Annotated in this window: 24 protein-coding genes and 1 riboswitch; of the genes, 9 read left to right on the top strand and 15 right to left on the bottom strand. The window is 68.1% G+C overall.

Annotated features, from left to right (window positions below; genetic code table 11):
- Positions 1 to 30 precede the first annotated feature (30 nt).
- On the bottom strand, positions 31 to 1,428 hold the full coding sequence (gene allB / locus H1R19_RS05860) for an allantoinase AllB (protein ID WP_219850849.1): 1,398 nt from the start codon (positions 1,426 to 1,428) through the stop codon (positions 31 to 33).
- Between the two features lie 245 nt (positions 1,429 to 1,673).
- On the opposite strand from allB, the gene H1R19_RS05865 reads away from it, so the two are divergent.
- Both H1R19_RS05865 and H1R19_RS05870 read left to right on the top strand, forming a co-directional pair.
- The gene (locus H1R19_RS05865) at positions 1,674 to 3,215 is read left to right on the top strand and encodes an NCS1 family nucleobase:cation symporter-1 (RefSeq protein ID WP_188331657.1); all 1,542 of its coding nucleotides are present in this window, start codon (positions 1,674 to 1,676) and stop codon (positions 3,213 to 3,215) included.
- 18 nt (positions 3,216 to 3,233) lie between these two features.
- Complete coding sequence (locus tag H1R19_RS05870) at positions 3,234 to 3,956, top strand: aspartate/glutamate racemase family protein (protein WP_219850851.1); 723 nt, start codon at positions 3,234 to 3,236, stop codon at positions 3,954 to 3,956.
- Here the strand turns inward: H1R19_RS05870 and H1R19_RS05875 are convergent.
- Positions 3,953 to 4,570: a TIGR03086 family metal-binding protein gene (locus H1R19_RS05875; RefSeq protein ID WP_219850853.1), complete on the bottom strand. Its 618-nt coding sequence runs from the start codon at positions 4,568 to 4,570 to the stop codon at positions 3,953 to 3,955. The two genes, H1R19_RS05870 and H1R19_RS05875, sit on opposite strands and share 4 nt — an antisense overlap.
- A 196-nt stretch (positions 4,571 to 4,766) precedes the next feature.
- Between H1R19_RS05875 and H1R19_RS05880 the strand changes: the two genes are divergently transcribed.
- A complete protein-coding gene (locus tag H1R19_RS05880) occupies positions 4,767 to 6,173 on the top strand; it encodes an HNH endonuclease signature motif containing protein (RefSeq protein ID WP_219850854.1) in 1,407 nt (468 codons plus the stop codon).
- A 34-nt stretch (positions 6,174 to 6,207) separates the two neighbouring features.
- On the opposite strand, the gene H1R19_RS05885 is transcribed toward H1R19_RS05880, so the two are convergent.
- The 4 genes from H1R19_RS05885 to H1R19_RS05900 form a co-directional block, all read right to left on the bottom strand.
- Positions 6,208 to 7,197, bottom strand: a complete 990-nt coding sequence (locus H1R19_RS05885; RefSeq protein WP_219850855.1) for an alpha/beta hydrolase — start codon at positions 7,195 to 7,197, stop codon at positions 6,208 to 6,210.
- A 3-nt stretch (positions 7,198 to 7,200) separates the two neighbouring features.
- A complete protein-coding gene (locus tag H1R19_RS05890; protein WP_219850857.1) occupies positions 7,201 to 7,806 on the bottom strand; it encodes an LGFP repeat-containing protein in 606 nt (201 codons plus the stop codon).
- A gap of 111 nt (positions 7,807 to 7,917) precedes the next feature.
- On the bottom strand, positions 7,918 to 8,733 hold the full coding sequence (locus tag H1R19_RS05895) for a bifunctional allantoicase/(S)-ureidoglycine aminohydrolase (protein WP_219850859.1): 816 nt from the start codon (positions 8,731 to 8,733) through the stop codon (positions 7,918 to 7,920).
- A 63-nt stretch (positions 8,734 to 8,796) separates the two neighbouring features.
- Positions 8,797 to 10,071, bottom strand: a complete 1,275-nt coding sequence (locus tag H1R19_RS05900; protein WP_219850861.1) for a DUF6986 family protein — start codon at positions 10,069 to 10,071, stop codon at positions 8,797 to 8,799.
- A gap of 152 nt (positions 10,072 to 10,223) precedes the next feature.
- Here H1R19_RS05900 and H1R19_RS05905 point away from each other — a divergent pair, with 152 nt between their 5' ends.
- Positions 10,224 to 10,982 (top strand): IclR family transcriptional regulator, encoded by a 759-nt coding sequence (locus H1R19_RS05905; protein WP_188331665.1) that lies wholly within the window; start codon positions 10,224 to 10,226, stop codon positions 10,980 to 10,982.
- 26 nt (positions 10,983 to 11,008) lie between these two features.
- Here the strand turns inward: H1R19_RS05905 and H1R19_RS05910 are convergent, their stop codons facing one another.
- Positions 11,009 to 13,378: a protein kinase domain-containing protein gene (locus H1R19_RS05910; RefSeq protein WP_219850863.1), complete on the bottom strand. Its 2,370-nt coding sequence runs from the start codon at positions 13,376 to 13,378 to the stop codon at positions 11,009 to 11,011.
- A 111-nt stretch (positions 13,379 to 13,489) separates the two neighbouring features.
- Complete coding sequence (locus tag H1R19_RS05915; protein ID WP_219850865.1) at positions 13,490 to 15,730, bottom strand: RCC1 domain-containing protein; 2,241 nt, start codon at positions 15,728 to 15,730, stop codon at positions 13,490 to 13,492.
- A 103-nt stretch (positions 15,731 to 15,833) separates the two neighbouring features.
- Here H1R19_RS05915 and H1R19_RS05920 point away from each other — a divergent pair, with 103 nt between their 5' ends.
- Genes H1R19_RS05920 through H1R19_RS05935 form a run of 4 tightly spaced genes read left to right on the top strand, consistent with a single transcriptional unit; the run spans position 15,834 to position 17,569 of the window.
- Entirely contained in the window at positions 15,834 to 16,070 is a 237-nt protein-coding gene (locus H1R19_RS05920) for a hypothetical protein (protein ID WP_219850867.1), read from the top strand.
- Positions 16,071 to 16,075: 5 nt separating this feature from the next.
- Positions 16,076 to 16,627, top strand: coding sequence for a cyclic pyranopterin monophosphate synthase MoaC (gene moaC, locus H1R19_RS05925; RefSeq protein ID WP_219850869.1), 552 nt, complete (start codon positions 16,076 to 16,078; stop codon positions 16,625 to 16,627).
- Complete coding sequence (locus H1R19_RS05930; RefSeq protein WP_219850871.1) at positions 16,620 to 17,138, top strand: MogA/MoaB family molybdenum cofactor biosynthesis protein; 519 nt, start codon at positions 16,620 to 16,622, stop codon at positions 17,136 to 17,138. The genes moaC and H1R19_RS05930 overlap by 8 nt, the downstream gene beginning before the upstream one ends.
- Entirely contained in the window at positions 17,138 to 17,569 is a 432-nt protein-coding gene (locus H1R19_RS05935; protein ID WP_219850872.1) for a molybdenum cofactor biosynthesis protein MoaE, read from the top strand. The genes H1R19_RS05930 and H1R19_RS05935 overlap by 1 nt, the downstream gene beginning before the upstream one ends.
- Before the next feature lie 152 nt (positions 17,570 to 17,721).
- Here the strand turns inward: H1R19_RS05935 and H1R19_RS05940 are convergent, their stop codons facing one another.
- The 5 genes from H1R19_RS05940 to H1R19_RS05960 form a co-directional block, all read right to left on the bottom strand.
- On the bottom strand, positions 17,722 to 18,354 hold the full coding sequence (locus H1R19_RS05940) for a transglycosylase family protein (protein ID WP_219850873.1): 633 nt from the start codon (positions 18,352 to 18,354) through the stop codon (positions 17,722 to 17,724).
- Between the two features lie 5 nt (positions 18,355 to 18,359).
- A riboswitch (cyclic di-AMP (ydaO/yuaA leader) is annotated at positions 18,360 to 18,544 on the bottom strand.
- Between the two features lie 259 nt (positions 18,545 to 18,803).
- On the bottom strand, positions 18,804 to 19,052 hold the full coding sequence (locus H1R19_RS05945; RefSeq protein WP_188331673.1) for a MoaD/ThiS family protein: 249 nt from the start codon (positions 19,050 to 19,052) through the stop codon (positions 18,804 to 18,806).
- An 11-nt stretch (positions 19,053 to 19,063) separates the two neighbouring features.
- Entirely contained in the window at positions 19,064 to 20,155 is a 1,092-nt protein-coding gene (gene moaA, locus H1R19_RS05950) for a GTP 3',8-cyclase MoaA (protein WP_219850875.1), read from the bottom strand.
- Positions 20,156 to 20,168: 13 nt separating this feature from the next.
- Positions 20,169 to 20,738, bottom strand: a complete 570-nt coding sequence (locus H1R19_RS05955; RefSeq protein WP_219850876.1) for a flavin reductase family protein — start codon at positions 20,736 to 20,738, stop codon at positions 20,169 to 20,171.
- A 5-nt stretch (positions 20,739 to 20,743) separates the two neighbouring features.
- Positions 20,744 to 20,953: a hypothetical protein gene (locus H1R19_RS05960; RefSeq protein WP_219850877.1), complete on the bottom strand. Its 210-nt coding sequence runs from the start codon at positions 20,951 to 20,953 to the stop codon at positions 20,744 to 20,746.
- Between the two features lie 228 nt (positions 20,954 to 21,181).
- On the opposite strand from H1R19_RS05960, the gene H1R19_RS23345 reads away from it, so the two are divergent.
- Entirely contained in the window at positions 21,182 to 21,595 is a 414-nt protein-coding gene (locus H1R19_RS23345; protein WP_188331709.1) for a cold-shock protein, read from the top strand.
- A 54-nt stretch (positions 21,596 to 21,649) separates the two neighbouring features.
- On the opposite strand, the gene H1R19_RS05970 is transcribed toward H1R19_RS23345, so the two are convergent.
- Together H1R19_RS05970 and H1R19_RS05975 are read right to left on the bottom strand one after the other, a co-directional pair.
- Positions 21,650 to 22,180: a DUF2771 family protein gene (locus H1R19_RS05970; protein WP_219850878.1), complete on the bottom strand. Its 531-nt coding sequence runs from the start codon at positions 22,178 to 22,180 to the stop codon at positions 21,650 to 21,652.
- Positions 22,177 to 24,159, bottom strand: coding sequence for an MFS transporter (locus tag H1R19_RS05975; protein WP_219850879.1), 1,983 nt, complete (start codon positions 24,157 to 24,159; stop codon positions 22,177 to 22,179). Before H1R19_RS05975 ends, H1R19_RS05970 begins: the two co-directional genes overlap by 4 nt.
- Positions 24,160 to 24,239 lie beyond the last annotated feature (80 nt).

Raw genomic sequence — 24,239 nt, forward strand, 5'->3', positions numbered from 1 at the left:
CGCAGAATCGTTGCCTCCGGTGCGGCGGCCTCAGACGTCCCCGCGGCGGAGCATCCGCCCCCGGGCGGTTTCGAAGTCCACCCGCTGACCGCGAACCCAGGTCCCCTTGACCACACCGGCGAGCGCCCGGCCGTCGTACGGGCTGACCGGGTTCTTGTGGTGGAGGCGGTTGACGTCGACGATCTGCGCGGATTCCGGCTCGAAGATGGCGAAGTCGGCGTCGCAGCCGAGGGCGAGGCGGCCCTTGGTCGGCAGGCCGGCGAGATCTGCGGGCTTCGATGCCATCCACTCAATCACCTGCGGCAGGCCGATGCCGCGCTTCTTGGCCTCCGACCAGATCAGCGACAGCCCCAGCTGCAACGACGCGACTCCACCCCATGCGACTCCGAAGTCGCCGTTCTCGGGGTCCTTGAGGTCGACGGTCGACGGCGAGTGGTCGGAGACGATGCAGTCGATCGTGCCGGCCAGCAGTCCCTCCCAGAGCAGCTCGCGGTTGCCCGCCTCACGGATGGGCGGGCAGCACTTGAAGGCCGTCGCGCCGTTGGGCACCTCCTCGGCCAGCAGGGTGAGGTAGTGCGGGCAGGTTTCCACCGTGATCTTCACGCCGTCGCGCTTTGCGCTGGCCAGCATGGGCAGGGCATCCGACGACGACAGGTGCAGCACATGTGCGCGGACGCCGGTCCAGCGCGCACGCTCGATGACCTCGGCGATCGCCAGGTTCTCGGCACCGCGCGGACGCGACGCGAGGAACCGCCCGTACTCGTCACCTTCGGGTGACGGGGCGTTGTCGATGGCCCGGGAGTCCTCGGCGTGGACGATCATCAGCGAGTCGAACTCGGCGAGCTTGGCCATGTCGGCTTCCATCTCGTCGGCCGTCAGGTGCGGGAACTCGTCCACTCCCGAGTGCAGCAGGAAGCACTTGAATCCGAAGACACCGGCGTCGTGGAGTCCGCGCAGGTCATTCTCGTTGCCCGGGATGGCACCACCCCAGAAACCGACGTCGATGTGGGTCTTACCCTGTGCGGCAGCCCTTTTCTCGGCCAGGGCGTCGACATTCACGGTGGGCGGGATCGAGTTGAGCGGCATGTCGATGAGCGTGGTGACGCCACCGGCGGCCGCGGCGCGGGTGGCCGAGTCGAAGCCCTCCCACTCGGTGCGGCCGGGCTCGTTGACATGGACGTGGGTGTCCACCAATCCGGGGATCATCACCTGGTCGTCGGCAAGCTCGATGACCTCGGTGCCGACCAGTCCACTCCCGAGCGGTTCGATGGCGACGACGCGGCCGTCGCGAATACCGATCTCGCGCGCCACGATGCCCGCCGTCGTCAGCGTCTGCTCACCCCGCACCACCAGGTCGAACGGCGCATCGGTCGCGTCGGAGACGGCAGTGTCGGAGGGAGAGACGTGGGCGTCGGATTCTGAGGTCATGGGGCGGGACTCCTTGCTGGTCGCCGGATCCTGTGTCGGTCCAGAGACTAACCCAGACTTTTCCTCATGGTGGAATCTTTTGATGTGATTTCGGAACTCGACTCGCGAGTAGCGCGGTCTGGTGCTATTGACAACGCGCTTGACCGTAAGGCTAACTATCGGGAACGCGGAAACTCGATTCCACATCACGGAATGGCCGCCAGTGTAGGAGCGCGGTCATCGACCGTCCGACCGAAAGTGCAGAGATGAGCACTAAACCGCCCACGATCCACCGCGACGATGTGCCTTCGGCGCCGTCCCCGAACGGCGAGAACGCCTCCGGCGTTCCCGGAACCGTCCCGGCCGGGTTGAGTCCCAAGCTGTACAACGACGACCTGGCGCCGACCAGTCGGGTCGGACGACGATGGAACACCTACAACATCTTCACGCTGTGGGCCAACGACGTCCACAGCCTGGGCAACTACGCCTTCGCCATCGGCCTGTTCGCGCTCGGGCTGGGCGGTTGGCAGATCCTGACGGCGCTGGTGCTCGGCGGAGTCTTCCTCTTCCTGCTGCTGAACCTGTCCGGATTCATGGGCGAGAAGACGGGTGTGCCGTTCCCGGTCATGAGTCGCATCTCGTTCGGCATCCGCGGCGCGCAGATCCCCGCCCTCATCCGTGGTGGCGTGGCGATCGCGTGGTTCGGCATCCAGACCTACCTCGCGTCGGTCGTGCTCCGGATCATGCTCATCGCCCTGTTCCCCGGGGCCGCCGACCTGGACACCAACCGCTTCCTCGGGCTCTCGACCCTCGGCTGGATCTCCTTCGTGGCGTTGTGGGTGATCCAGGTGGTCATCGTCAGCTACGGCATGGAGATGATCCGACGGTATGAGGCCTTCGCCGGTCCGATCATCCTGGTCACGATGGTCGCGCTGGCCATCTGGATGCTCAGCAACGCCGACTGGACCATCGCCTGGTCGACCCCCGATTCGCTGACCGGCGTCGACATGTGGCTCCAGATCATCGGCGGCGCCAGCCTGTGGGTCGCGATCTACGGCACCTTCGTCCTGAACTTCTGCGACTTCACCCGCAACGCGGAATCGCGAAAAGCCATCGTGCGTGGCAACTTCTGGGGCATCCCGCTCAACATGCTGCTCTTCGGCGGCATCGTGATCGTCCTCGCCGGTGCCCAGTTCCGGATCAACGGCACGGTCATCGAGTCGCCCTCGGACATCGTCCAGACCGTTCCCAACACCTTCCTGCTGGTGCTGGCCTGCCTGGCGCTGCTGATCCTCACCGTCGCGGTCAACCTCATGGCCAACTTCGTCGCACCGATCTACGCGCTGTCCAACCTGTTCCCGCGCCACCTCGACTTCCGGCGCGCAGCGCTCGTCGCCGCGATCATCGGCCTGGTCATCCTGCCGTGGAACCTCTACAACTCTCCCGCGGTGATCAACTACTTCCTCGGCGGACTCGGCGCGCTCCTCGGGCCGCTGTTCGGCATCGTGATGGCCGACTACTGGCTCGTCCGCCGCTCGCGGATCGACGTGCCGGCGTTGTTCACCGAAGCCCCGGATGCGGCATACCATTACCGCAGCGGCGTGAACATGCGGGCGATCGCATCCCTCGTCCCGACGGCAGCCTTCGCCCTGGTGATGGCCTTCGTACCGGCCTTCGAAGTGGTCTCGGAGTTCTCGTGGTTCATCGGTGCCGGTCTGGGTGCGGTCGTCTACCTGGTGGTCGCCGACCGTCGCGGACCGTTCGCCGAGGTGTCGGGCGAGCCGATCTCCGTCGCCAGCACCCACTGACAGCAGAAGGAACATTCGATGCGCATCCTCGTCGCCAACGTCAACACGACCGAGTCGATGACCGAGGCCATCGCCGACTCGGCCCGCTCGGTCGCCTCACCGGGCACCGAGATCGTCGGCATCACACCGCGATTCGGCGCCGAATCGTGCGAGGGCAACTTCGAGTCCTACCTCGCCGCCATCGCCGTGATGGACGCGATCCTCGCCTACCCCGAACCGTATGACGCCGTCATCCAGGCCGGTTACGGCGAACACGGCCGAGAAGGGCTGCAGGAGCTGCTCGAGGTTCCCGTCGTCGACATCACCGAAGCCGCGGCGTCGACGGCGATATATCTGGGACACAAGTTCTCGGTCGTGACGACGCTGGACCGGACGGTCCCGCTGATCGAGGACCGGCTCAAGCTCGCCGGCCTCGACCAGCGCTGCGCGTCGGTGCGGGCGTCGGGACTCGGTGTGCTGGAACTGGAGTCGGACCCCGTTCGCGCGGTCAAGGCGATCGTCGAGCAGTCCCGGCTGGCCGTCGCCGACGACAAAGCCGAAGTGATCTGCCTGGGCTGCGGCGGGATGGCCGAGCTCGAAGAGCAGGTCCGCGCCGCGACCGGCGTCCCGATCGTCGACGGGGTGCGGTCGGCCGTGACGATCGCCGAAGGTCTTGTCCGGATGGGACTCTCGACGTCGAAGGTCCGGACCTACGCGCCGCCGCGGGAGAAGAAGATCACCGGCTGGCCGTTCAACGGCTAGATTCCCGAGGGGCCGTGCGGCCACCGCGGGTCCCGTCCGGCCAGGCCGGCGAGTCGGTCGACGAGCGGGGCGTCGTCGGGCACCTCGACCACCGGTCCGAATATTCTGTCGCGGTCTACCTGCGGTTGCGGCGGATGATGGAAGTCGAAGACGGCCTGAAGGATCTCGTCAGGGATGTCGAACGCGGTGTCCGCGGCGCGCGCGACATCCCAGCCGTGTAGGACCAGTTCCGACAGCGCCACCATCCCCATGATCTCGGCGGGCAACTCGACGCCGCCGGCCTGGGTCATGCCCTCCCACGCCGCGGCGTCGGCCCATGACTCTGCGAGGTCGTGCACGTGACGGTGTAACTCGTCTCGCCACTCCGTCGGCAGTTGACTCTGCGGGTTCTGCGCCGGGTCGGGCGGCGTCGAGGTCAACGGACCGAAGTCTTTGCGCGCTGCGGCCGTCAACCCCTGCGAGAGTCCGTCGACATGGGCCAGTAGCGCGGCGAGGTTCATGCCGCGACACGGGGTCGGACGGTCCAGGTCTGTGTCGGGGATCGAGTCGGTCATCGCGAGCATGTGATCGGCGGCCGCCGCTATCAGTCTCGCCTGGGTGGTGTCGGTGGGCATGAGACTCCCTCTCGTCGTGTCTGAGCACTCACCTGGACTGACTCGCCGGATGCCGGTTTCTCATCGTTCCGCGGAACACTCGTGACCTCGGGATTTGTCAGTGGCCGTCGATAGTCTGCTGAGGTCCGCTTGATTCGGTCCGTGGGGGGTTGCTGTGGGGGTCAGTGTTTTTCGGTCGCGTGACGATGTGTTGTCCATGTTCGACGGTGCCGATCCGGCGTCGCTGTCCGACGCGGTGCTCGAGGAGCGGGTGCTCGGGTATGCGGCGCAGATCACCGCGTTGACGGCGCAGTTCTTGGAATTGGTCGCGGAGTGGGATGAGCGGCATGGGTGGTCGGGTCCGGGGATCACCTCGTGCGCGCATTGGTTGTCGTGGAAGGCCGGGATCTCGATGCGCACCGCGCATGAGCAGGTGCGTGTGGCCCGAGCACTCGTCGAGATGTCACTGATACGCGCAGCGTTCGCGCAGGGGCGGCTGACGTATTCAAAGGTGCGGGCGTTGACGCGGATCGCCACCCCGGAGCGCGAGCAGGAGCTGGTGAACCTGGCGCTGTCGTGTACCGCGGGTCAGCTGGAGCGAGCGGTGCGCGCGATGCGTCAGATCGACCGGAACCAGGGTGTCGAGGAGGGGAGTCGCGCGCCGGTGGAGTCGACGGGCCGGTGGAAGTGGAACCCTGACGGGTCGCTGTCGGTGTCGATGACGCTGAGTCCGCTCGACGGGGCGCGGTTTCTGGCCGGGGCGGTTCGCGCGGAATATGAACGCACCCGGACCTGCGATGACCCGGACCTACCGACCATGCCGAGTGTTCCGCGGAACGCTGGGACCGATGCGGTCGAGCATGATGCCGGGAGGGATTCGGAGATGGTTCCGTCGAGGCGTCGGGATCTGTGGCGGCAGGTGCCGTCGAATGTGGCGCCGGCGGTGGTCGCGATGGCCGGAATGGTGCATGACGGGATCGCGATGCCCGGGCTCGCGCCAGGTGCGGAGATCCTGATACATGCCGGCGATGGTGTGGAGGCGGCACATCTCTATGACGGGCCTGCGTTGACCGAAGAGGACGTGGCCGAGGCCCGGTGTGGGGCCGCCACCCGCGATGTCGTGAGCCGTCGCGTTCCCGGTCAGCCCGGCAAGGTCGCGCTGCTGGGTCTGGGTCACCGTAGGCGTGCACCGAACAAGGCGTTGGTGCGGGCGCTGTTCGTGCGGGACCGCTGCTGTCAGACGCCGGGCTGCGGTCGTACGCGTCATCTGCATGCCCATCATGTCGAGTTCTGGTCGGCGGGTGGGCGGACCGATCCGGACAATCTGATCCTCCTGTGCGGGTCGTGTCATCGGTCGCTGCATCGCGGTGAGTTCTCGATCACCGCGCACGGTCAGCAACGATTCACCTTCCACCGCCCGGACGGGACCGAGATAGAGGCGGCTCCGGCGACCGAGAAACCGGTCGGCTGGAGACCAGACGGGCGTATCTCCGCTGACTCGACGGTCCCGGTCGGCGGGGGACGGATGGACCTCGGGTACACCACCGAGGTTCTCTACGCCGTGTGGGAATGGAAGCAGCACAACACAATCCGCTCCGCACGGTTCATTCACGTCGCGGCTTAGCAGGTCTGTCGGCTGAAGCCCTGATTCCCTCGGGTCATTCAGCTCGCAGCTCATCGATGTCGGTCCGAGCGATCTCGGTGAGCCGGTCGAGGATTCGGGTGTAGGCAGGGGACTGACGATGGACCAGTGAGGTGTGGGTTTCGCCGTCGAGCAGGTGCAGCTCGGCCGAGCCGCCGTCGGCGTCGAGGGCGCGGGCGTAGTGGCGGGAGTTGTTCGGATCGACAACGGTGTCGGCCAGTCCATGGAACAAGATGACCGGTAGCGCGGGGTCGAGATTGCGGATGGGATCGACCGAGTCGTAGCGTTCGGGTACTTGTCGTGGCGTGCCGCCGAGGATGCGGGTGATCACGCGTTTGTTGCCGTGCTCGACGGCGTAGCGCATGTCCAGTGGGCCGGAGATGGACACCACCCGGGATGGAACGAAGGCCGGACGCGAGCCCACCTCGTCGTCGGTGAGGCGATGGCGGGTTCCGCCCCATACGGCCAATTGCGCACCGGCGCTGTGACCGACCACCAACTCGTCCTCGATTCGCAACTGGGGATAGGTTTCGGCCATCGTGGGTACGTGGTCGAGTGCTCTGGCCACGTCGTGGAAGGTGGTGGGCCACCCTCCGCCGGTGCCCAGACGGCGGTATTCCACGTTGTAAACAGCCAACCCCCGGTCGGCGAGGTCTCTGGCCATCTCGTCGAATTGCTCTGCGCCTGCGCGACTTTCCCAGCCGCCACCATGGATGATCGTCACCAGCGGCAGCGAATCGTCGCCGCGGGCACCCGCGGGTAGGTACAGATTGGCCCAGTTCTCGGCCGGGTCGGCATCGTCGGAGTCGAGATACTCGACGCGGACGACGTCGATCGACTCGGTCCCCGCCGGGACAGGTGGAGCGGTCTCAGGCCCGGGTGCGGCCCGTGGCGTGCCGGCAGACGGTGACCGCGTCGACGACTGCTGGTCGGTTTGTGCCGAGCATCCGCAGGCCACGAGCGCCACCACCACGCCGACGGCGACTGTCGCGACCCGGCGTCTCATCGCCTAATCCAGGCCTGATGGGACGGTCTCGCCGTTGACCGTCACGGTGACCTCGCCGGTCGTCGTGTTCTCGATGATCTTGCCGTGCTCGAAAGTCACGACTTCGAGGTCGCCGTCGACTGTCACGTCGCTCGTGGGAACTCCCAGAGGTCCCGCCGAGCCATTGCTGCCGAGGAGCATCGGGACCCCGTCCGGGCCGCGCTCGGTGTTCCAGGCGTCCCGGATCTTGCCGGAGGTGACGATGTAGCCAGGCGTTGCCGGGTCGCTGTTCTTCGCGATGATCACGCCACCGCGGAACTGCTGGTACACGACGCCGCTCTCTCGGGTCCCGGCGTTGCGATCCCCGGTCAGCGGCTTACCCAGGGCTTTCCGCTGTGCGTCGGTCGCCGAGGCGTACTTGACCGCGAGAGGGCCGGTGAGGGTGACCTCGACGTCGTCCTCGCCCATCACCGTCGTCTCGGTGGCCGTGACACTTTCCGCGTCAGCGGCGGAGGCAATAGTGGCGGAGGTCGTCGGATCGCCGGGTTCTGCACCGCAACCGGTGGCAATGAGTGTGGCCACGAACAATCCGGCGACGAACTCGGCGCGACGGGAAGCCACCTGAACCATGTGTTCCTCTCGGACCCTCGACACGTAGCCGATCCAATACGTCCGGAATCGGACGAATTGGTCGAGTCTAGCGGTATCGCGAACCGAGAGCAGGTGAAGCGCTGAGTGCAGTCAGAGCACGATCTGCCGGTTGACGTCCTTGTAGAGCAGATACCGGAAGTTCGACGGCCCGCCGGCGTAGCAGGCCTGCGGGCAGAAAGCGCGCAGGGACATGTAGTCGCCTTCCTGGACCTCCACCCAGTCCTCGTTGAGCCGGTAGACGGCCTTGCCCTCCAGCACGTACAGGCCGTGCTCCATCACGTGGGTCTCGGCGAACGGGATCGACCCGCCCGGCTCGAAGGTCACGACGTTGACGTGCATGTCGTAGGCGAGGTTCTGTGGGTCCAGCATCCGCGTGGTGCGCCACGCACCGTCGGTGTCGGGCATCGCGGAGGGTTCGATGTCGCGCTCGTTGCCGAACTGCGGGGTCGGCTCGTGACCCGCGATCGGCTGGTAGCGCTTGCGGATCCAGTGGAAGGACGTGGGGACATCTCCGCGGTTGTGTGCCGACCACGCGGTGCCCGCGGGCAGGAATCCGAACCCGCCCTCGGTCAGCGTGTGCTCCTCACCCTCGGCGGTGACGGTCAGCGCACCGGCGGTGACGAAGAGGAAACCCTCGACCTCCGGCTGCGGCTCCGGCGCTTGCGATCCGCCGCCCGGGGCGACCTCCACGATCGTCTGGGAGAAGGTCTGCGCGCCACCGGGAATCGGGCGATTGAGCACCCAGGCGCGGGTGTCGGTCCACTCGGGGAAGACCGACGTGACGATGTCGCGGAGCACACCTCGCGGGATCACCGTGTAGGCCTCGGTGACCACCGCGCGGTCGGTGAGCAGGTCGGTCTGCGGCGGGAGTCCGCCGGCGGGGGTGTAATACGGCGACGCGGTCATCGGGGTGTCCTTCGAGAGATGGATAGTGTTGCGGGACCAGGGGATTGGGTCAGGTGGTTCGGTTCAGGCGCCCGGCGCAGGCGGGCGGTGGAGCGCGATCTCGCGCACCTTCGTGATGGACAGGTCTGTTGCGGTCTCGACCTCGTCGACGGTCAGCGCTCCGCACAGTTCGCCGCGCCGGATGAAGCCGGCCAGTGCGCGGGCCGTCGCGGGTTCGTCGAGCACCGACGAGGAGATCTGGTGCGCGTAGTTGCGCAGACGCTCTGCGGCGGAGTCGAATCCGTCGCGGTAGAAGGCGTAGGTGGCCAGGAATCGGGTGACCAGCTGAGCGGGGTGCAGATCCCACCCCTGATAGAAGCCGCGCTCGAGGTGACGGCGGACCAGTCGCGCGTGCAACGCCCAACCGGCTTCGACGGCCTCACGGTCCCCGACGGGGAGGATGTTGGTCGAACCGTCCGAGAGGTGCACGCCGGTTCCGGCGGCGGCGAGTTGCATCACGGCTTTCGCGTGGTCGGCGGCGGGATGTTCCATCGACTGGTAGGCGGCGGCGATCCCGAGGGACGCCGAGTAGTCGTAGGTCCCGTAGTGCAGCGCGGTCACCCGGCCCTCGCCGGCGTGGATCATCCTCGCGACGGCCGCGGTGCCGTCGGCGGACATCACCGATTGCGGGGTCTCCACCTGGACCTCGAAACCGATCCGTCCGTCCGGGAGCCCGTGGACCCGCTCGAGCTCGCGGGCGACGGCGACCATCGCGACCACCTGATCGGTCGAGGTGACCTTCGGCAGTGTCAGTGTCAACCCGGCGGGAAGATCCCCGGCGTCGACCAGCCCGGAGACGAACAGATCGAGGGTACGCAGGCCGCGAGGCCGCACATCGGCCTCGAAGCACTTGAAACGAATACCGATGAACGGCGGGGAGGCGTCGCCTGCCTCCCGGATCGCGGTGACCGCGGCGGCCACGGCCGCGTCCTCCTCGTCGTCGGAGCGGACACCGTATCCGTCCTCGAAGTCGATACGCAGATCCTCGATGGGCTCGGTGCGCAGCTTGTTCTCCACCAGAGCCGCCAGTTCTGTTGCAGCGGTGTCGGTGTGGGCGACGGTCGTACGGGCGATGGCGGCGAGACCGCCATGGTCGGCGGCGGTATCGAGTGCTGCACGTCCCCATAGTCGGGGGAGGTCTGCGGAGTACCGGTCGGCGGGGACGTAGACCGTGTGGACCGGCTGTCGACTCCCGTCGTCGCCCGGGTATCGATCTGCCAGCGCGGCGTCGGCCGGCGCCAGGGCCGTGTCGATCTCGGCGAGGAAGGCCGCGCCGAGGCGGCCGGGCTGCACGCTCACGTGGGTCCCTTCGAGGTTCTGATGGAAAAGTAATTCCGCAGAGTGGAGTTTACTGCAGGTAGGTCACTCCCACCAGTCCAAGAACGCGCGTGGACCCCAATTGTGGTTTCACATCACGGAACGTAGCGTGATGCCGGACTGTGGAGGTGGCGATGGCGGGGAACTCGGGCGGTGTGCAGTCGGTCGAGCGCGCATTCGAGCTGCTGGAACTGATCGGCCGCGCAGGCGGCGAGTGTTCGCTGAGTCATCTCTCCGCAGAATCGCCGCTACCGCCGCCGACCATTCATCGTCTGCTGAGGACACTCGTGGGCATCGGATATGTCCGGCAACTCCCGAACCGGTCGTATGCGTTGGGGCCCCGGCTCATCCGGCTCGGCGAGGTCGCCAACCGGCAGCTCGGCGCCGTGGCCGCGCCGGTCCTCGCCTCGCTGGTCGCCGAGCTCAGCGAGACCGCGAGTCTCGCGGTACTCGACGGTGACATGGTCATCTACGTGGCGCAGGTCCCGTCACCACACAGCATGCGCACCAACAACGAGGTCGGGCGTCGGGTCACGATGCACAACACCGCGGTCGGCAAAGCGGTCCTCGCCGAACTCGACGATGCGCGAATCCTGAAGCACGTCACCCAGGCCGGGCTCACCCCCGCCACCGAATGGAGTGTCACGTCGTTGTCCGGCGTGTTCGCCGCCGTCGAGAAGGTGCGCGCGGACGGCGTCGCCATCGACGAGCAGGAACACGAGGTCGGGGTCTGCGGCATGGCGGTCGCGGTCCCCGGTGCACCGACGCCGATGGCGGTCGGCATCTCGGGGCCGGTCGCCCGGTTCGACGACGATCTGCGCGCCCGCGCGGTCACCGCTCTGCGTACGGCCGCCGGGGCCGTGTCCGAGGCGCTCATCGGGTCGAGGGAGTAGGCCTTCGACGGGCTCAGGCGGCAGGGCTAGATCGTCAGCTTCGTCGGGGTGGTTCGGTTGGCGCTCTCACCGCTCGAACCGTCGCCGATCTGGCCGTCGTTGTTGAAGCCCCAGCAGTACACCGAGCCCGCCGACATCGCGCACGACGTCCCGTTGCCGGTGGAGATCGAGGTGACGTCGGTGAGGGTCGAGACCTCGCGCGGGATCTTGACCGAACCGCCGGTCGAGCCCAGCTGGCTGCGGTCGTCGTCGCCCCAGCAGAATCCCTTGTCCTCGGAGACCGCGCAGGTGGTACCCCAGTCGGTGGAGATGGTGCGGACACCCGAGAGATTGTTGATCTTGACCGGTGCCTGCCGGGTCTCGGCGGTGCCGTCGCCGATCTGGCCGTAGGCGTTGGAACCCCAGCAGTAGGCCTCGCCGCCGGCGACCGCACAGGTCGTGTGGAAGTACGTGCTGGTGTTGGTGTTCGGGTCGTCGTCGTCGGAGGACTCGTGGTAGCCGCCGATGGTGATGTCGGTGACGTCGGCCAGCGAACCGACCTTGACCGGCGTCGACCGTGCCGCGGTGCTGCCGTCGCCGATCTGACCGCTGTCGTTGGCGCCCCAGCAGAATGCGGAGCCGTCGGACACCGCGCAGGTGGTGCCGTAGGCGGTGGTGACGTCGGTGACGGTGCCGAGTCCGCCGACCTTGGTGGGGACCGACACCGGGTCGGCACTGCCGCCGGTGCCGAGCTGGCCGTACTCGTTGTTGCCCCAGCAGTAGGCGTCGGTGCCGGCGACCGCGCAGGTGGTGCCCCAGCCGGTGGAGATCGCCTTGACGTCGGAGATGGTGCCGACCTTGACCGCGGTGTTGACCGCGGCGCCGTCGGTGCCGTTGCCGATCTCGCCGTAGTGGTTGTTGCCCCAGCAGTAGGCGTCGCCCGCGGCGATGGCACATGAGGTGGCGACGTAGGCGTTCTCGCCGGTCAGGTAGCCCCCGGTGGTGACCGCGGTGGCCCCCGACACGCCGTTCACCGCGACCGGGCGGGTGTGCGAGGTGGTGGTGCCGTCGCCGAGCTGACCGGTGTCGTTGTCGCCCCAGCAGTGCACGCTGCCCGCGACCACCGCGCAGCTGCTGCCGAAATTGGTGGCCACCACGGGCTGCGCGACGGTGGCCTTCGCCGGGTCGTCGACGGTGCTGCCGAGAACAGCCAACCCGACGACCGCGGCCACCACGAGCAGCAGCACCGCGCCGAGCACTCCGGCGACGATCAGTCCGGTGCGCTTCTTCTGGGGCGGCATCGGCGGAGTGCCGGGGAACCCCGGTTGTCCATGAGGTGCCGAGAGGTGGGGACCGGACGGATGGGGAGCCGACGAATACGGCGGTTGCGGTCCGGAAGGGTTGCGCAGCAACGGCTGCGGGCCCGATGGGCCAGGGGCACCTGGGCCGGACATCGTCGGTTGCGGCGGCGGGGTGTACTGCCCGTGCTGTCCGCGGAACTGCGGGTGCCCAGCCGACGGCGCCCCGGTGCTGCCGCCTACCAGCGTGGGTGGTGGAACAGGCGCGGCGACCATCGTGTTCCCCTGTGCCGCAGGAGAAGTGAGGGCAGCGTTCAACGCCGTCGCGAAACTGCGGCAATCGGGGTAGCGGGCGGCGGGATCCTTGGCCAGCGCGCGCTGGAACACGGGGTCGAGGTGGGCGAGGTCGCCGCGCAACCGGCCGATGTGGGGGACGGGCCGCTGGATGTGGCCGAGCATCACCGACGGCTCGGACTGTCCGACGAACGGCGGCTGTCCGGCGAGCAGGGCGTAGGCGGTACAGGCGAGTGAGTACTGATCGGATCGTGCTGTGGCGTCGGCGCCTTCGAGCGTTTCCGGTGCCGAGAAAGCGACGGTCCCGATGAAGGAATGGGTGCCGGTGAGATTCGCCGAACCGGCCAGTTTCGCGATCCCGAAGTCGAGGACGAGAGCGCGCTCGACGGCGTTGGTCGCGGGATCACGCGTCACAAGTATGTTGGCGGGCTTGATGTCTCGGTGCACGACGTGGTGGCGATGTGCGTAGTCGAGGGCGTCGGCGACCTGCGTGACGACCGTCGACACCTCCGCCGGGGTCAGTCGCTCCTCGGTGAGGTCCTTGCCCTCCACATAGCTCATCGAGAACCAGGGCGAGCCGTCCTCGATGCCGTACTGGTGGATCGTGATGATGCTGCGGTGGTCGAGTTTGGCGGTCGTGCGCGCCTCGTTGGTGAACCGCTGGTTGAATCCGGGCTGCGCGCTCACCGCTGTCGAGATGACCTTCAACGCCTCGCGCCGCTCGAGCTGCAGGTTCTCGACCAGGTAGACCTCGCCCATTCCGCCCGCGCCGAGTAGAGAGATCACGCGATAGCCGGCGATCTGGGTGCCGGGACTCATCGGCACGGCGTCACCTCTTCCTGGGTCGAAATCACTGTCCTCGGGGGACGTACGCTGGGACGATACCGAACGAATGTTGGTGCGTGGCACCCTTCATTCAGATGACTCGACGGCCTCCTAGTACGTGACCTGCGTCGGTGTCGGGCGGTCGTCGGAACCGCCGACGCCGAGCTGTCCGGTGGCGTTGAATCCCCAGCAGTACAAGTTCGACGCCGCGGACGCACACGAGGTGCGTTCGCCGGTCGAGATCGCGCCGACGTCGGACAATCCGGTGACCGGGGTGGGCTTCCAGCGGTCCTCGAGCGTGCCGTCGCCCACCGATCCCCACGCGTTGGAACCCCAGCAATAGGCGGTGCCGCCGGCGATCGCGCATGTCGTGCTCGAGGTGCCGGTGCTGATGGCGGTGACGTCGGTGAGGTCGGGGACGGCGGTCGCGGTCTCGCGCGCATAGGTGCTGCCCTCGCCCAGCTGCCCGAAATCGTTGGCACCCCAGCAATAAGCGCTGCCGCCCGCCACGGCGCAGGCGGTGCCCGCGCCGGCCGAGACCGCGGTGGCGCCGTCGAGGTCGGCGACCCGCGTCGGGCGAGGCCGGTTGGTGGTGGTGCCGTCGCCCACCTGACCCTTGTCGTTGAGGCCCCAGCAGTAGGCGTCGCCGGCGGCTACCGCGCAGGTGAAGTTCACGCCGACGGTGATGGCGGTGACGTCGTCGAGTCCGGCGACGCGCACCGGACGGTGCTGGTTGGCCGTCGAACCGTCGCCGACCTGGTCGAAATCGTTTGTGCCCCAACAGTAAGCAGCGCCCGCCGAAATCGCGCAGGTGGCCCAGTTGGCCGTCGAGATCGCGGTCACATCGGTGAGGTCGGCGACGCGGGTGGGGGTGAGCCGGGCGTCGGTGGTGCCGTCGCCGATCTGTCCGTAGTCGTTGTTTCCCCAGCAGTAGGCGGTGGCGTCGGCGACGGCGCAGCTGTTGGGGCCGCCGGTGCTGATCGAGGTCACGTTCGCGAGGTCGGCGACGCGGGTGGGCGTCGGGTGGCTGGTCGTCGTGCCGTCGCCGATCTGTCCGGCGTCGTTGCTGCCCCAGCAGTATGCGACCTGGTCGCGGATCGAGCAGGTGGCGCCGAGGCCCGCGCTGAGCGCGACTTCGGCGGCTGCATCCGCGGCAGCCACCGATCCGGCGCCGTCGTCCGTGCCGCCGCGCAGCGTGCTCACCGCGATCGCCGCGGCCACCGCCAGCAACACGACGGCACTCACCGCACCCACGATCAGCGGCCACCGGCGCGGGCGTTCCCGTGACGAGGCCGGCGGGGGAGCGACCTGGGTGCCGGTCTGCGAATACGCTCCCAGCGGCGGAGTGATGCCCGGCGGCGAGGCGAGATGTTGTGTGCCGCTGGGTGTGGGCTGGAAGCCCGGCCGCTGATCATGCCTGGGTGGACCGTGTGGCGGTGCGAGGGTCTCCGGGGCCGGTGGATGAGGCCGCGGTGTCGAGATGATCTGGGTGGCAGAGGATTCCGAGTGCTTGTCCGTCAGGTCGGGGCCGCCGACGGCGAGTGCGGCGCGCAGATCTTCGGCGAAGGCGCGACACGTCGGATACCGGTCCAGGGGGCCGCGGGCGAGTGCCCGGTCGAAGACCGGGTCGAGGGCGGCGAGCTCGGGCCGGTGCGCGCTGATCCGGTCCGGCGGCGTCGTCAGTTTCGCCACGATGTGGCGGGTCTGGGTGTCGGCCTCGAACGGTGTCGTCCCCGCCAGCAACTCGTAGGCGGTGCACGCCAGTGAGTACTGATCCGACGCCGGGCCCGCAGGCTTGCCGTCGAGGATCTCCGGCGCGGCGTAGACCAGAGTGCCCACGAACGACGACGGCGCGGTCAGTGTGGTGGCGGTGGTGAGCTTGGCGATGCCGAAGTCGAGGACCACAACGCGGTCGAGGGCCCCGTCCATCGCCCGGCGGGTGACGAGGATGTTGGCCGGTTTGATGTCGCGATGGACCACCCCGTGGTCGTGGGCATAGTCGAGGGCGTCGGCGACGCGCGCCACGACGGTGGCGATCTCGTCGCGCCGCAAGGATGTGTGGCGCAGGTCCTGCCCGTCGAGGTAGGTCATCGTGAACCACGGGTCGCCGTCGGTGACACCGTAGTGATAGATCGTGACGATGCTCGGGTGGTCGAGGGCGGCGGCGGTCTGTGCCTCACGGCTGAAACGACGGGCGAACTCCTCGTCGACGGTCTCGGCGACGGAGATGACCTTGAGCGCCTCGCGTCGACGCAATTGCGGGTTCTCGACCAGGTACACGGTGCCCATACCGCCGCTGCCCAGTCGGGCGATCACGCGGTACCCGGCGACCTGATCCGGCTGGTGGGCCATCGGCGCCTCCTGCTGGCGTGACCACTGTGTTGCGACGACGATAGCCCCAGCATGGGGGGCATGCCCTGGACACGGCACTTGTTCATCCGAACGACATGGCACAATGCTCGACGTGGCAAACAAATCTGGTGCTGACAGCGCAGCGAAGAAGCAGGCCGGCAAGAAGCATTACGTCGACAACGGCTGGCCGCAGGACGACGACGGCGCGGCCGCCGACCACGCGGTTTCCGAACTCGCGACCCATATCTCCGGCGCGCTCTCACCCTTCGGTGAGACCGAGTTCCCGCTACCGGTCGACGACCTGCCCTTCGTGCAGGCGAAGACGGTCGTCAACCGCTGACACCGATGCCGCCCACCGGGACTGACCAGGGTGGGTCGGGCTTCGGCGAGACCGGAGGAGCCGACGGCTCCCGGTTGACCCACATCGACAGCTCCGGGTCGGCGCACATGGTCGACGTAGGCGCCAAGGCGACGACGCGACGTCGAGCCGTCGCAGGCGGCACCTTCCACACCACGGCCGAGGTCATCGACCTGCTGAGTGAGTCGCGGCTGCCCAAGGGCGATGTGCTGGCCACCGCACGCATCGCCGGGATCATGGCGGCAAAACGCACCGACGAGCTGATACCGCTGTGTCATCAGCTCGCGTTGTCGTCGGTGGAGCTCGACTTCACCATCGGTGCCGATTCCATCGACGTCACCGCGACCGTCGCCACCTCCGGTCAGACGGGCGTCGAGATGGAAGCACTGACCGCGGTCGCCGTCGCCGGGCTGACCCTGCACGACATGGTCAAGGCCGTGGACCGGCGCGCACACATGGACGGCATCCGGCTGCTGGAGAAGACGGGCGGCAAATCAGGGGACTGGCACCGCGACCGGCCGGACAACTCCGATGGCTGACCCCGCGCGACCCCCCGAGACCGCAACCGCGCACACCCGCTCGCGCGTTGCCCGCATCGTCGTCGCGTCGAACCGGGCCAGCAGCGGCGTCTACGTCGACCGCACCGGACCCATCATCGACGCCTGGCTCGTCGAGCATGGTTTCGAGGTGGACGAATGCGACGTGGTGGCCGACGGGCCGCCGGTCGGCGACGCCCTCCGCGCCGCGATCTACGTCGGCGTCGACCTCGTGATCACCACCGGCGGAACAGGTTTGACACCCACCGACCGCACCCCCGAACAGACGCGCCCGCTACTCGACACCGAGATCCCGGGCCTGGCCGACGCCATCCGCGCAGCGGGCCTGCCGAACGTGCCGACCGCGGTGCTCTCGCGCGGGATCGCCGGGGTGGCCGGGTCGACGCTCGTGGTGAACCTGCCCGGATCGACCGGCGGGGTGCGCGACGGCCTGGGTGTACTCGGCGGCGTCGTGCACCACGCACTCGACCAGATCCGTGGAGGAGACCACTGATGCCGGTCGTCGTGCACACCGCGATGTCAGAGGAGCCGATCGGACTTTCGGCGCACGAGGCGATGGTCGCCGGCGCCGCCGGTGGCAAGGCCGGCGCGGTGGTCGGCTTCGTCGGCGCGGTCCGCGATCACGACGGCGGCCGGACGGTCACCGCACTCCACTACTCCGGGCACCCGACGGCGCCGAAGGTCCTCGCCGAGGTCGTCGAGGAGGTGTCGGCCGTCGATGGCGTGCGCGCTGTCGCGGTCTCGCATCGGATCGGTGACCTCGAGATCGGCGACGTGGCATTCGTCGTCGCGGTTGCCGCCGACCATCGTCGGGCGGCGTTCGAGACCTGCTCCCGCCTCGTCGACGAGGTGAAGGCACGACTGCCCGTCTGGAAGCACCAGTTCTTCGACGACGGCACCGACGAGTGGGTCAACTCGGCCTGATCAAAGACCCGGCCTGGCTGGAAACTGGGCCTGACTGGAAACTCGGCCTGAATTGGAAAAGGACCCCGCACGGATCGCTCATCGTGCGGGGTCCTTCGACTGGGGCCCTCTGCCGTGCCGCTCACGGATGGACGATCCGTGAGGGCAGGAGATCAGGGGAGCGGCAGGAGATGCTTGTTGTCGTTGAACATCTTGATCTGCTCGGGGCTCAGCGCCACGCCACTGTTCTTGGCGGCGTGCCAGAGGTTCTTGACCTCGGGGCTGACGCCGGCATCGGTCAGCGCGGTGGTGACCTGCTTGGCGACGTCCTCGGTGGACTTGGCCTCGGGAGCCTTGACGAAGCTGAAGCTTCCGTTGCCGTCAGGCAGCTTCGGGAGCTGGCGCGGGGTGTCGGTGGGCGCGGTGCGCGGGGTCGAACCCGAGAGGACGGTGCCACAGGTGGGCCATGCGCCCTTGCCCTGCGAGGCCAGCACACGCTCGGCGACGACGATCTGCTCCTCGCGGGTGGCCTGATTGGCCGTCGGGGCGAACTCGCCGCCGCCGTGGCTGCTCCAGGTGCTCGGCGCGAACTGCAGGCCACCGTGGTATCCGTTGCCGGTCGCGATGGCCCAGTTGCCACCGGACTCGCACTCGGCGACCTGGTTCCATTCGGCGTCGGTCGCGGCGTTCGCCGTGCCGGTGCCCATGAGGGCGGCTCCGCCGCCGAGAACGGCTCCGGTGAGGGCGACCTTGGTGATGGTCTTGGCGGTCGTGCTGGTCGTCTGCTTGCGATGACGTCCGGACATAGATCTATTCCTCTCTCCACGCGCCTACGAAGTCAGCTGTCGGGTTCGAGCGAGAGGTGCTCGGCCCCAGGCGCCTCGGCGTGTGCCGAGGCTTCCGGGACTTAACCCCGAGGACACCTGGTGTGGTGTCCGTTCTCAGGGGATTGAGGTTGGGTCCCCCGTCCTCGTTCCTAGATTGCTTGTCGTTCCCACCGACGGAACGAGGCTCGGCGCGGTCGGTGGGACGTTATGTCTTGGTTGTTGTGCTGTGACCTCCCGAAGGTGGTCGACTCGAACAGTACGTCGTTCGTTCGGCTGATTCACCTGCTCGAACGCAACTCATTTTTCGGCCGAAATCGGGTCCCCCGACCCAGTTTGCCCGTCATCGCAGTTCAACGGGTTAGTGGCCGTCCCGTGCCCTTCTCGTTACCCCCCCGTTATGTGATAAAGGTCACACGGTGAGTGTGGTGTCAGCCACCGGCAAACGGGGGAAGTACGTCGAGCGTCGTGCACACGCCGAGCGTGCGACTGCGGTCGGCCAGGGCGACCTCGTCGCGCAGATAGGAACAGCGCTCGAGAACCGTCCCGAGGGAAGGGTTTCCGGCGGCGAGAGTGCGTTCGAGTTCACCGAGCGTCGTCGACGGGTCGATCTCGACGACACTTTGGTCGGTTCCCGCGGCGGCGCGCGCGGCGGCGAAATAACGGACGGTGAGGTTCATCGGGGGCGAGCCTAGCCGCCGATCGCCGACATCGGCCGGGACGGCTGGACGAAGCCCGCGGCGTTCACCTCGTGTCCTGCCGCCTTCTGCCACATGTCGCCGCGCCAGATGGCGGCGACGGCGGCATCGATCTGGGCCTCTGGCAGCGTGCGCAGGGCGGTGCGCAGATCGGTCTCCGACGTCGCGAACAGGCAGTTGCGCAACGAACCGTCCGCGGTGAGCCGGGTGCGGTCGCAATCGCCGCAGAACGGCCGTGTGACCGATGCGATCACCCCGACGCGGGCGGTTCTCCCGCCCGGGGCCTGTCGGCCCTCGACGAGCCACGTGGCCGCCGGGGCGCTGCCGCGCGGCTTCGGGTCGGGCAGGAGTGTGAACCGTGCACGCAGGGTCGCGAGGATCTCGTCGGCGGTCACCATCTGCGACCGCTGCCATGCGTGGTCGGCGTCGAGCGGCATCTGTTCGATGATCCGCAGTTCGTAACCGTGGTCGAGGCAGTAGGAGAGCAGGTCGGGCAGGCCGTCGAGGTCCGCGTGGTCGGGGACGACGGCGTTGACCTTCACCGGGGCGAGTCCGGCGTCGCGGGCCGCGGCCAGGCCGTCGAGCACGTCGCCGAGCCGGTCACGCCTGGTGACCTCCGCGAACCGGGCGCGGTCGACGGTGTCCAGGGAGACGTTGATGCGGTCGAGGCCGGCCTCCACCAGGCCGCCGATGCGTCTGGTCAGCCCGAGGCCGTTGGTGGTCATCGCGATCTCGGGGTTCTGTGGCAGCGCCGAGACCGCCGAGATGATGTGCTCGAGATCGCGTCGTAGGAGCGGTTCGCCGCCGGTGAAACGGATGCGTTCGATACCCAGATCGCGTACCGCGATCGTCAGCACCCGGATCATCTCCGCGGTGTCGAGCACCTGATCGGCCGGCATCCAGTCCAGCCCCTCGGCCGGCATGCAATAGCTGCAGCGCAGATTGCAGCGGTCGGTGACCGAGACACGCAGATCCTTGGCGACGCGACCGAATGTGTCGCGCAGCGGCCCGTCGGACGGCACACCCGATGACGCCCCGGCCTGCGGGGGCCGTGGAGTGGGTAGTCCGAGGCCGACGATGCTCATGGTGGGTTCGCGTTCACTTCGTTTCCGGGCTCTTTCGCGCCTCGAGTGCACGGAAGGTGCTGGCGTGGAACACCAGCGGCTCGACGCCGGGATCGGCGCGCAGGGTCTCGATCTCCAGCAACACGACGGTGTGGTCGCCCGCCTGGATCTCGTTGTGGATGACGCACGACAGATGGGCGGCGGCACCCGGCACGAAGATCGCGCCCCGCTCGGTGCGCAGTGGCGTGATGCCGTCGAAACGATGCTGCGACGGACCGGCGAGCTGTTTGCACACGTCGGTCTGATCGCCGGCGAACACGCTCACACCGATCGCCGGTGCGCTACGGATCTGCGGCCACGTCGTCGAGGTGTTCTGCACGCACACCGAGACCAGAGGCGGGTCGAGGGAGACGGTCGTGAAGGAGCTCGCCGCCATTCCGATCAGCGTGGCCGAATCCTCCGCGGCGTCCGCCTCGTTGCCGTCGCCGGGTCGGAGGCAGCACACGGCGACGACGCCGGACGGGAAGCAGCTGTATGCCTCTCGCAGCGCCTTGCCGTCGGAGACGGGGGCGAGATCTGGGGTGGTGTCGATGGTTGCGGTCACGGTCCTCACCTGGCTCGGCGTCCGGCACGGAGTGCGTACACCAGGCCCAGGACGAATCCCAGCGGTGCGCACATTGTCAGCAGGTAGACCGCGGTCGGTGCGGTGTCGCCGTCGGTGACCAGCGGCGTCACGAACAACGCCACGATGGAGAGGAGCCCGATCACGAAAATCACCCCGGCGGCCTGCAGCAACCGCGGTGACGACGTCTTCTGCATGGCTCCACGGTAGTGCACGAGTCGCAACGGCGACGCCTGGCGAGGTGTGCACAGGGGTAATGGTGTGACCCCGGGGTACCCCGTTGGCTACGATGGGGATGCAGGCGCCTTGCATCCGTCTGGGCCCGCACGGTTCCGACCGTCGGGCTACCGCATGGGTGATGGCGTCTTTTGTTGTGACGGGTCGATTTTCTCAGCAGTACTGACGGACAGATGAGGGTGAGCACAGTGCCGACCGGCAAGGTGAAGTGGTACGACGCGGAAAAAGGCTTCGGCTTTCTCTCTCAGGAGAGCGGCGAGGACGTCTACGTCCGTTCGTCGGCCCTGCCCGACGGGGTGGAGGCCCTCAAGCCCGGACAACGGGTGGAATTCGGCATGGCTGCCGGTCGTCGCGGTCCGCAGGCGCTGAGCGTCAAGGTGCTCGATCCCGCACCGAGTGTCTCCAAGAACGTGCGCGAGGCCGCACGTAAGGACGTCAAACGGCATTCACCCGACGAGCTGCACGGGATGGTCGCCGACCTCATCACGCTCCTCGAGGCCAAGGTCCAGCCCGATCTGCGTAAGGGCCGTTACCCCGATCGCAAGACCGCGCAACGCATCTCCGAGGTCGTCCGCGCCGTCGCGCGGGAGCTCGAGAGCTGATCTCCACTCCACTGGTCTCCACTGCACGGCGGCCGCGTCGACGCGCCTGAGGCCTCAGCCCAGGTCGTCGAGGTACTCCTGCGACGCCGTCTGGATGGCGAACTCACCCCGCGGAAGGATTTCGTCGGCGGGCGTGAGGCGGGCCGAGGCGGACAGAATCGTGACGCCCAGCAGCACCCGGTCGGGTGTCGACTTCAGCGTGAGCGTGTAGGACTTCCCCGCCTCCTGGGGCTGTTCGTCCTCGATGAGGCCCTTCGGGGTCAGGTAGACCGCGGCCAGGTTCCAGGGCCCGTCGGCGATCTCACTCGACACGGTGAACATCGCTGTCGTCCCGACCTCCACCGGCACCTCGGCCGTCGCCCGCGGGCGGGTGATCTCCGGATCGCATTCGGTCAGCATCAGGTCGCACCACCACAGCGCCTCGACGGTGCGCAGTTCCTTGCCGACGGCGACGTGGATGTAGGGCTGGTCGTCGTGGGTGGCATTGCGGGTCAACAGGAACACCGAGGTCCCCACCACCGCGACGAATGCCACGATCACGGCGGCGATGATCGCCAGCGCCTTCTTCTCACCACTGCTGATCACGGGTGACGTTGTCCTGTCTCGTTGTGGGGCGGGTGCTCACCGGGGTTGTGGCTCCGGCCGTCCCGGTGGGGGAGGGGTGCCGTCGGTGTCTTCTGAGAACTCGGCATCCGAGCTGTCGACGGGCGGGCGTGGGGCCGTGTGTCGGCGGCACTCGGGGTCGTCCGGCCGTGCCCGGCGGCGCGGAAGGCGACGGTCGGGGCGGCGTGGTCGGGACGTTTGCCGCCGAGACCCGGGACGAGCGACTTCCCGCGGGTGGTCATCACGGTCTGCAGCAGGCCGAGGCCCAGCAGCACCGACACGACGGTGAAACCGATCCACAGTGTCGGCGGCAGCAGTACTCCCAGCGAGGCGCCGAACACCCACGACAGCTGCAGCACGGTCTCCGACCGGCCGAATGCCGAGGCGCGGGACTCGTCGGGCAGATCGTCCTGGATCGAGGAGTCCAGGCACACCTTGCCGATGGCGCTGGTGCCCGAGGCGATCAGCGCGGCGAACGCGGCCGCGGCGATGTTGCCGAAGATCGCGGCGAGTACCGCGACGACGAAACACGCCGCGGTCGCCCACACGACGATGCCCGGCGGGTTCTTGAGTTCGAGTCGGGTGCCGACGCCGTTGCCGATCATGTTGCCCACGCCCGCGGCCGCACCGACCGCGCCGAGCAGCAGCAGCTGCGTCCAGTCCGACGCGTCGCCCTGCTGGGCCTTGGCGTAGAACGCGATGAACAGCGTCAGGAAGCCGGTCAGGATGCGGATGGTGCCGTTGCCCCAGAGCCCGGCGACCACCTTGCGGCCCAGCGGCTGACGCATCTTCGCGGCGATCATCTTCGCGCCGTCCCGGGCGCTGGTCGTCTGCTCGTGTTCGGGCACGGACGTCCGGGCGGCTTCGCCGTGGTAGGTCAGGGTCGTGGGGATCTCGCCCTCGGTGGACTCGACCCACGACGGGATGCGCATGCACAGGTAGGCGCCGGCGGCGGCGACGATCGCCAGCCACACCATCGCCCCGGGCAGGTGCAGCGGAAGCAGCTTGCCGAGCACCATCTCCACGCCCGCGGCCAGCGCCCCGCCGACGATCGTCCCGCCGATCAGGCCGAAGGTGGTCAGGCGGGAGTTCACCCGCGGCAGGTCGATGGTCGGTGGCACCACGCGCGGGGTGACCGCGGACTTGAGCACACCGAACGATTTGGACAGCACGAGCAGACCCAGGGCGCACGGATAGAGCACCCACGGGTCGTATTCGAGCTGTTGGGTCGCGTCGTTCCACTGGACGTTGGCCATGATCAGCAACGCCAGGACGACGCGCAGACCGAAGGTCGCGGCCATCGCGATACGACGGCCCCGCTGTAGGCGATCGAGCATGGGGCCGATCAGCGGCGCGATCAGTGCGAACGGTGCGATCGTCAGCGCCAGATACAGGGCGACGTTGGTCTTGGATTCACCCGACGCGGCCGCGAAGAACAGGGTGTTGGCGAGCGCGACGGCCATCGCGGCGTCGGCGGCGAAGTTCGCGATCACCGGCAGGGTGAGCGCGGTGAGTCCGGACCGGTCGGCGCCGTCGGCGGTGGCGGCCTGATGGATCTTGCCGATGCCCTTGCCGGTCAGCTCGCGGCTCCGCATGGCCGCGACCCGCATGACGGTCAGCTTCTTGGGCGTGCGGGGGCCGTGCTCGGTCGGCATCGCGCGGGTCTCGGCGTCGTCGGGATGCGGCCGGCCACGATCATCGAGCGGCGGCAGGTGTGGATTGTGGGTGGGCGGTGGCAGGTAGGCGTTGCGACCCGGACCGGGTCCGGGCGGCGGCCCCCAGCCGGGTGCGGGCCTGCGCCCCGGCATCTGTCGGGTCTCGTCGGCGGGATAGTTCGTCGAGCCGGGATGTTGCGCGGCCCGGCGCGCGCGAGGATCGGGTTGCGGCTGGTGGGGATGCTGGCCCGCCGGACCCCTGGGGGTCCCGCGCCCATCGTCGTGTCGGGAACTCCGTGGGATCACGCTGACGATTGTTCCTCATCTCGGGCGCATGGCGCTTGAAGCGGGTCGTTGTGTGGGCCACGTCGGCGATGCTGCACACT

Origin of the sequence: Gordonia jinghuaiqii (assembly GCF_014041935.1) — a bacterium.
GTDB lineage: Bacteria > Actinomycetota > Actinomycetes > Mycobacteriales > Mycobacteriaceae > Gordonia > Gordonia jinghuaiqii.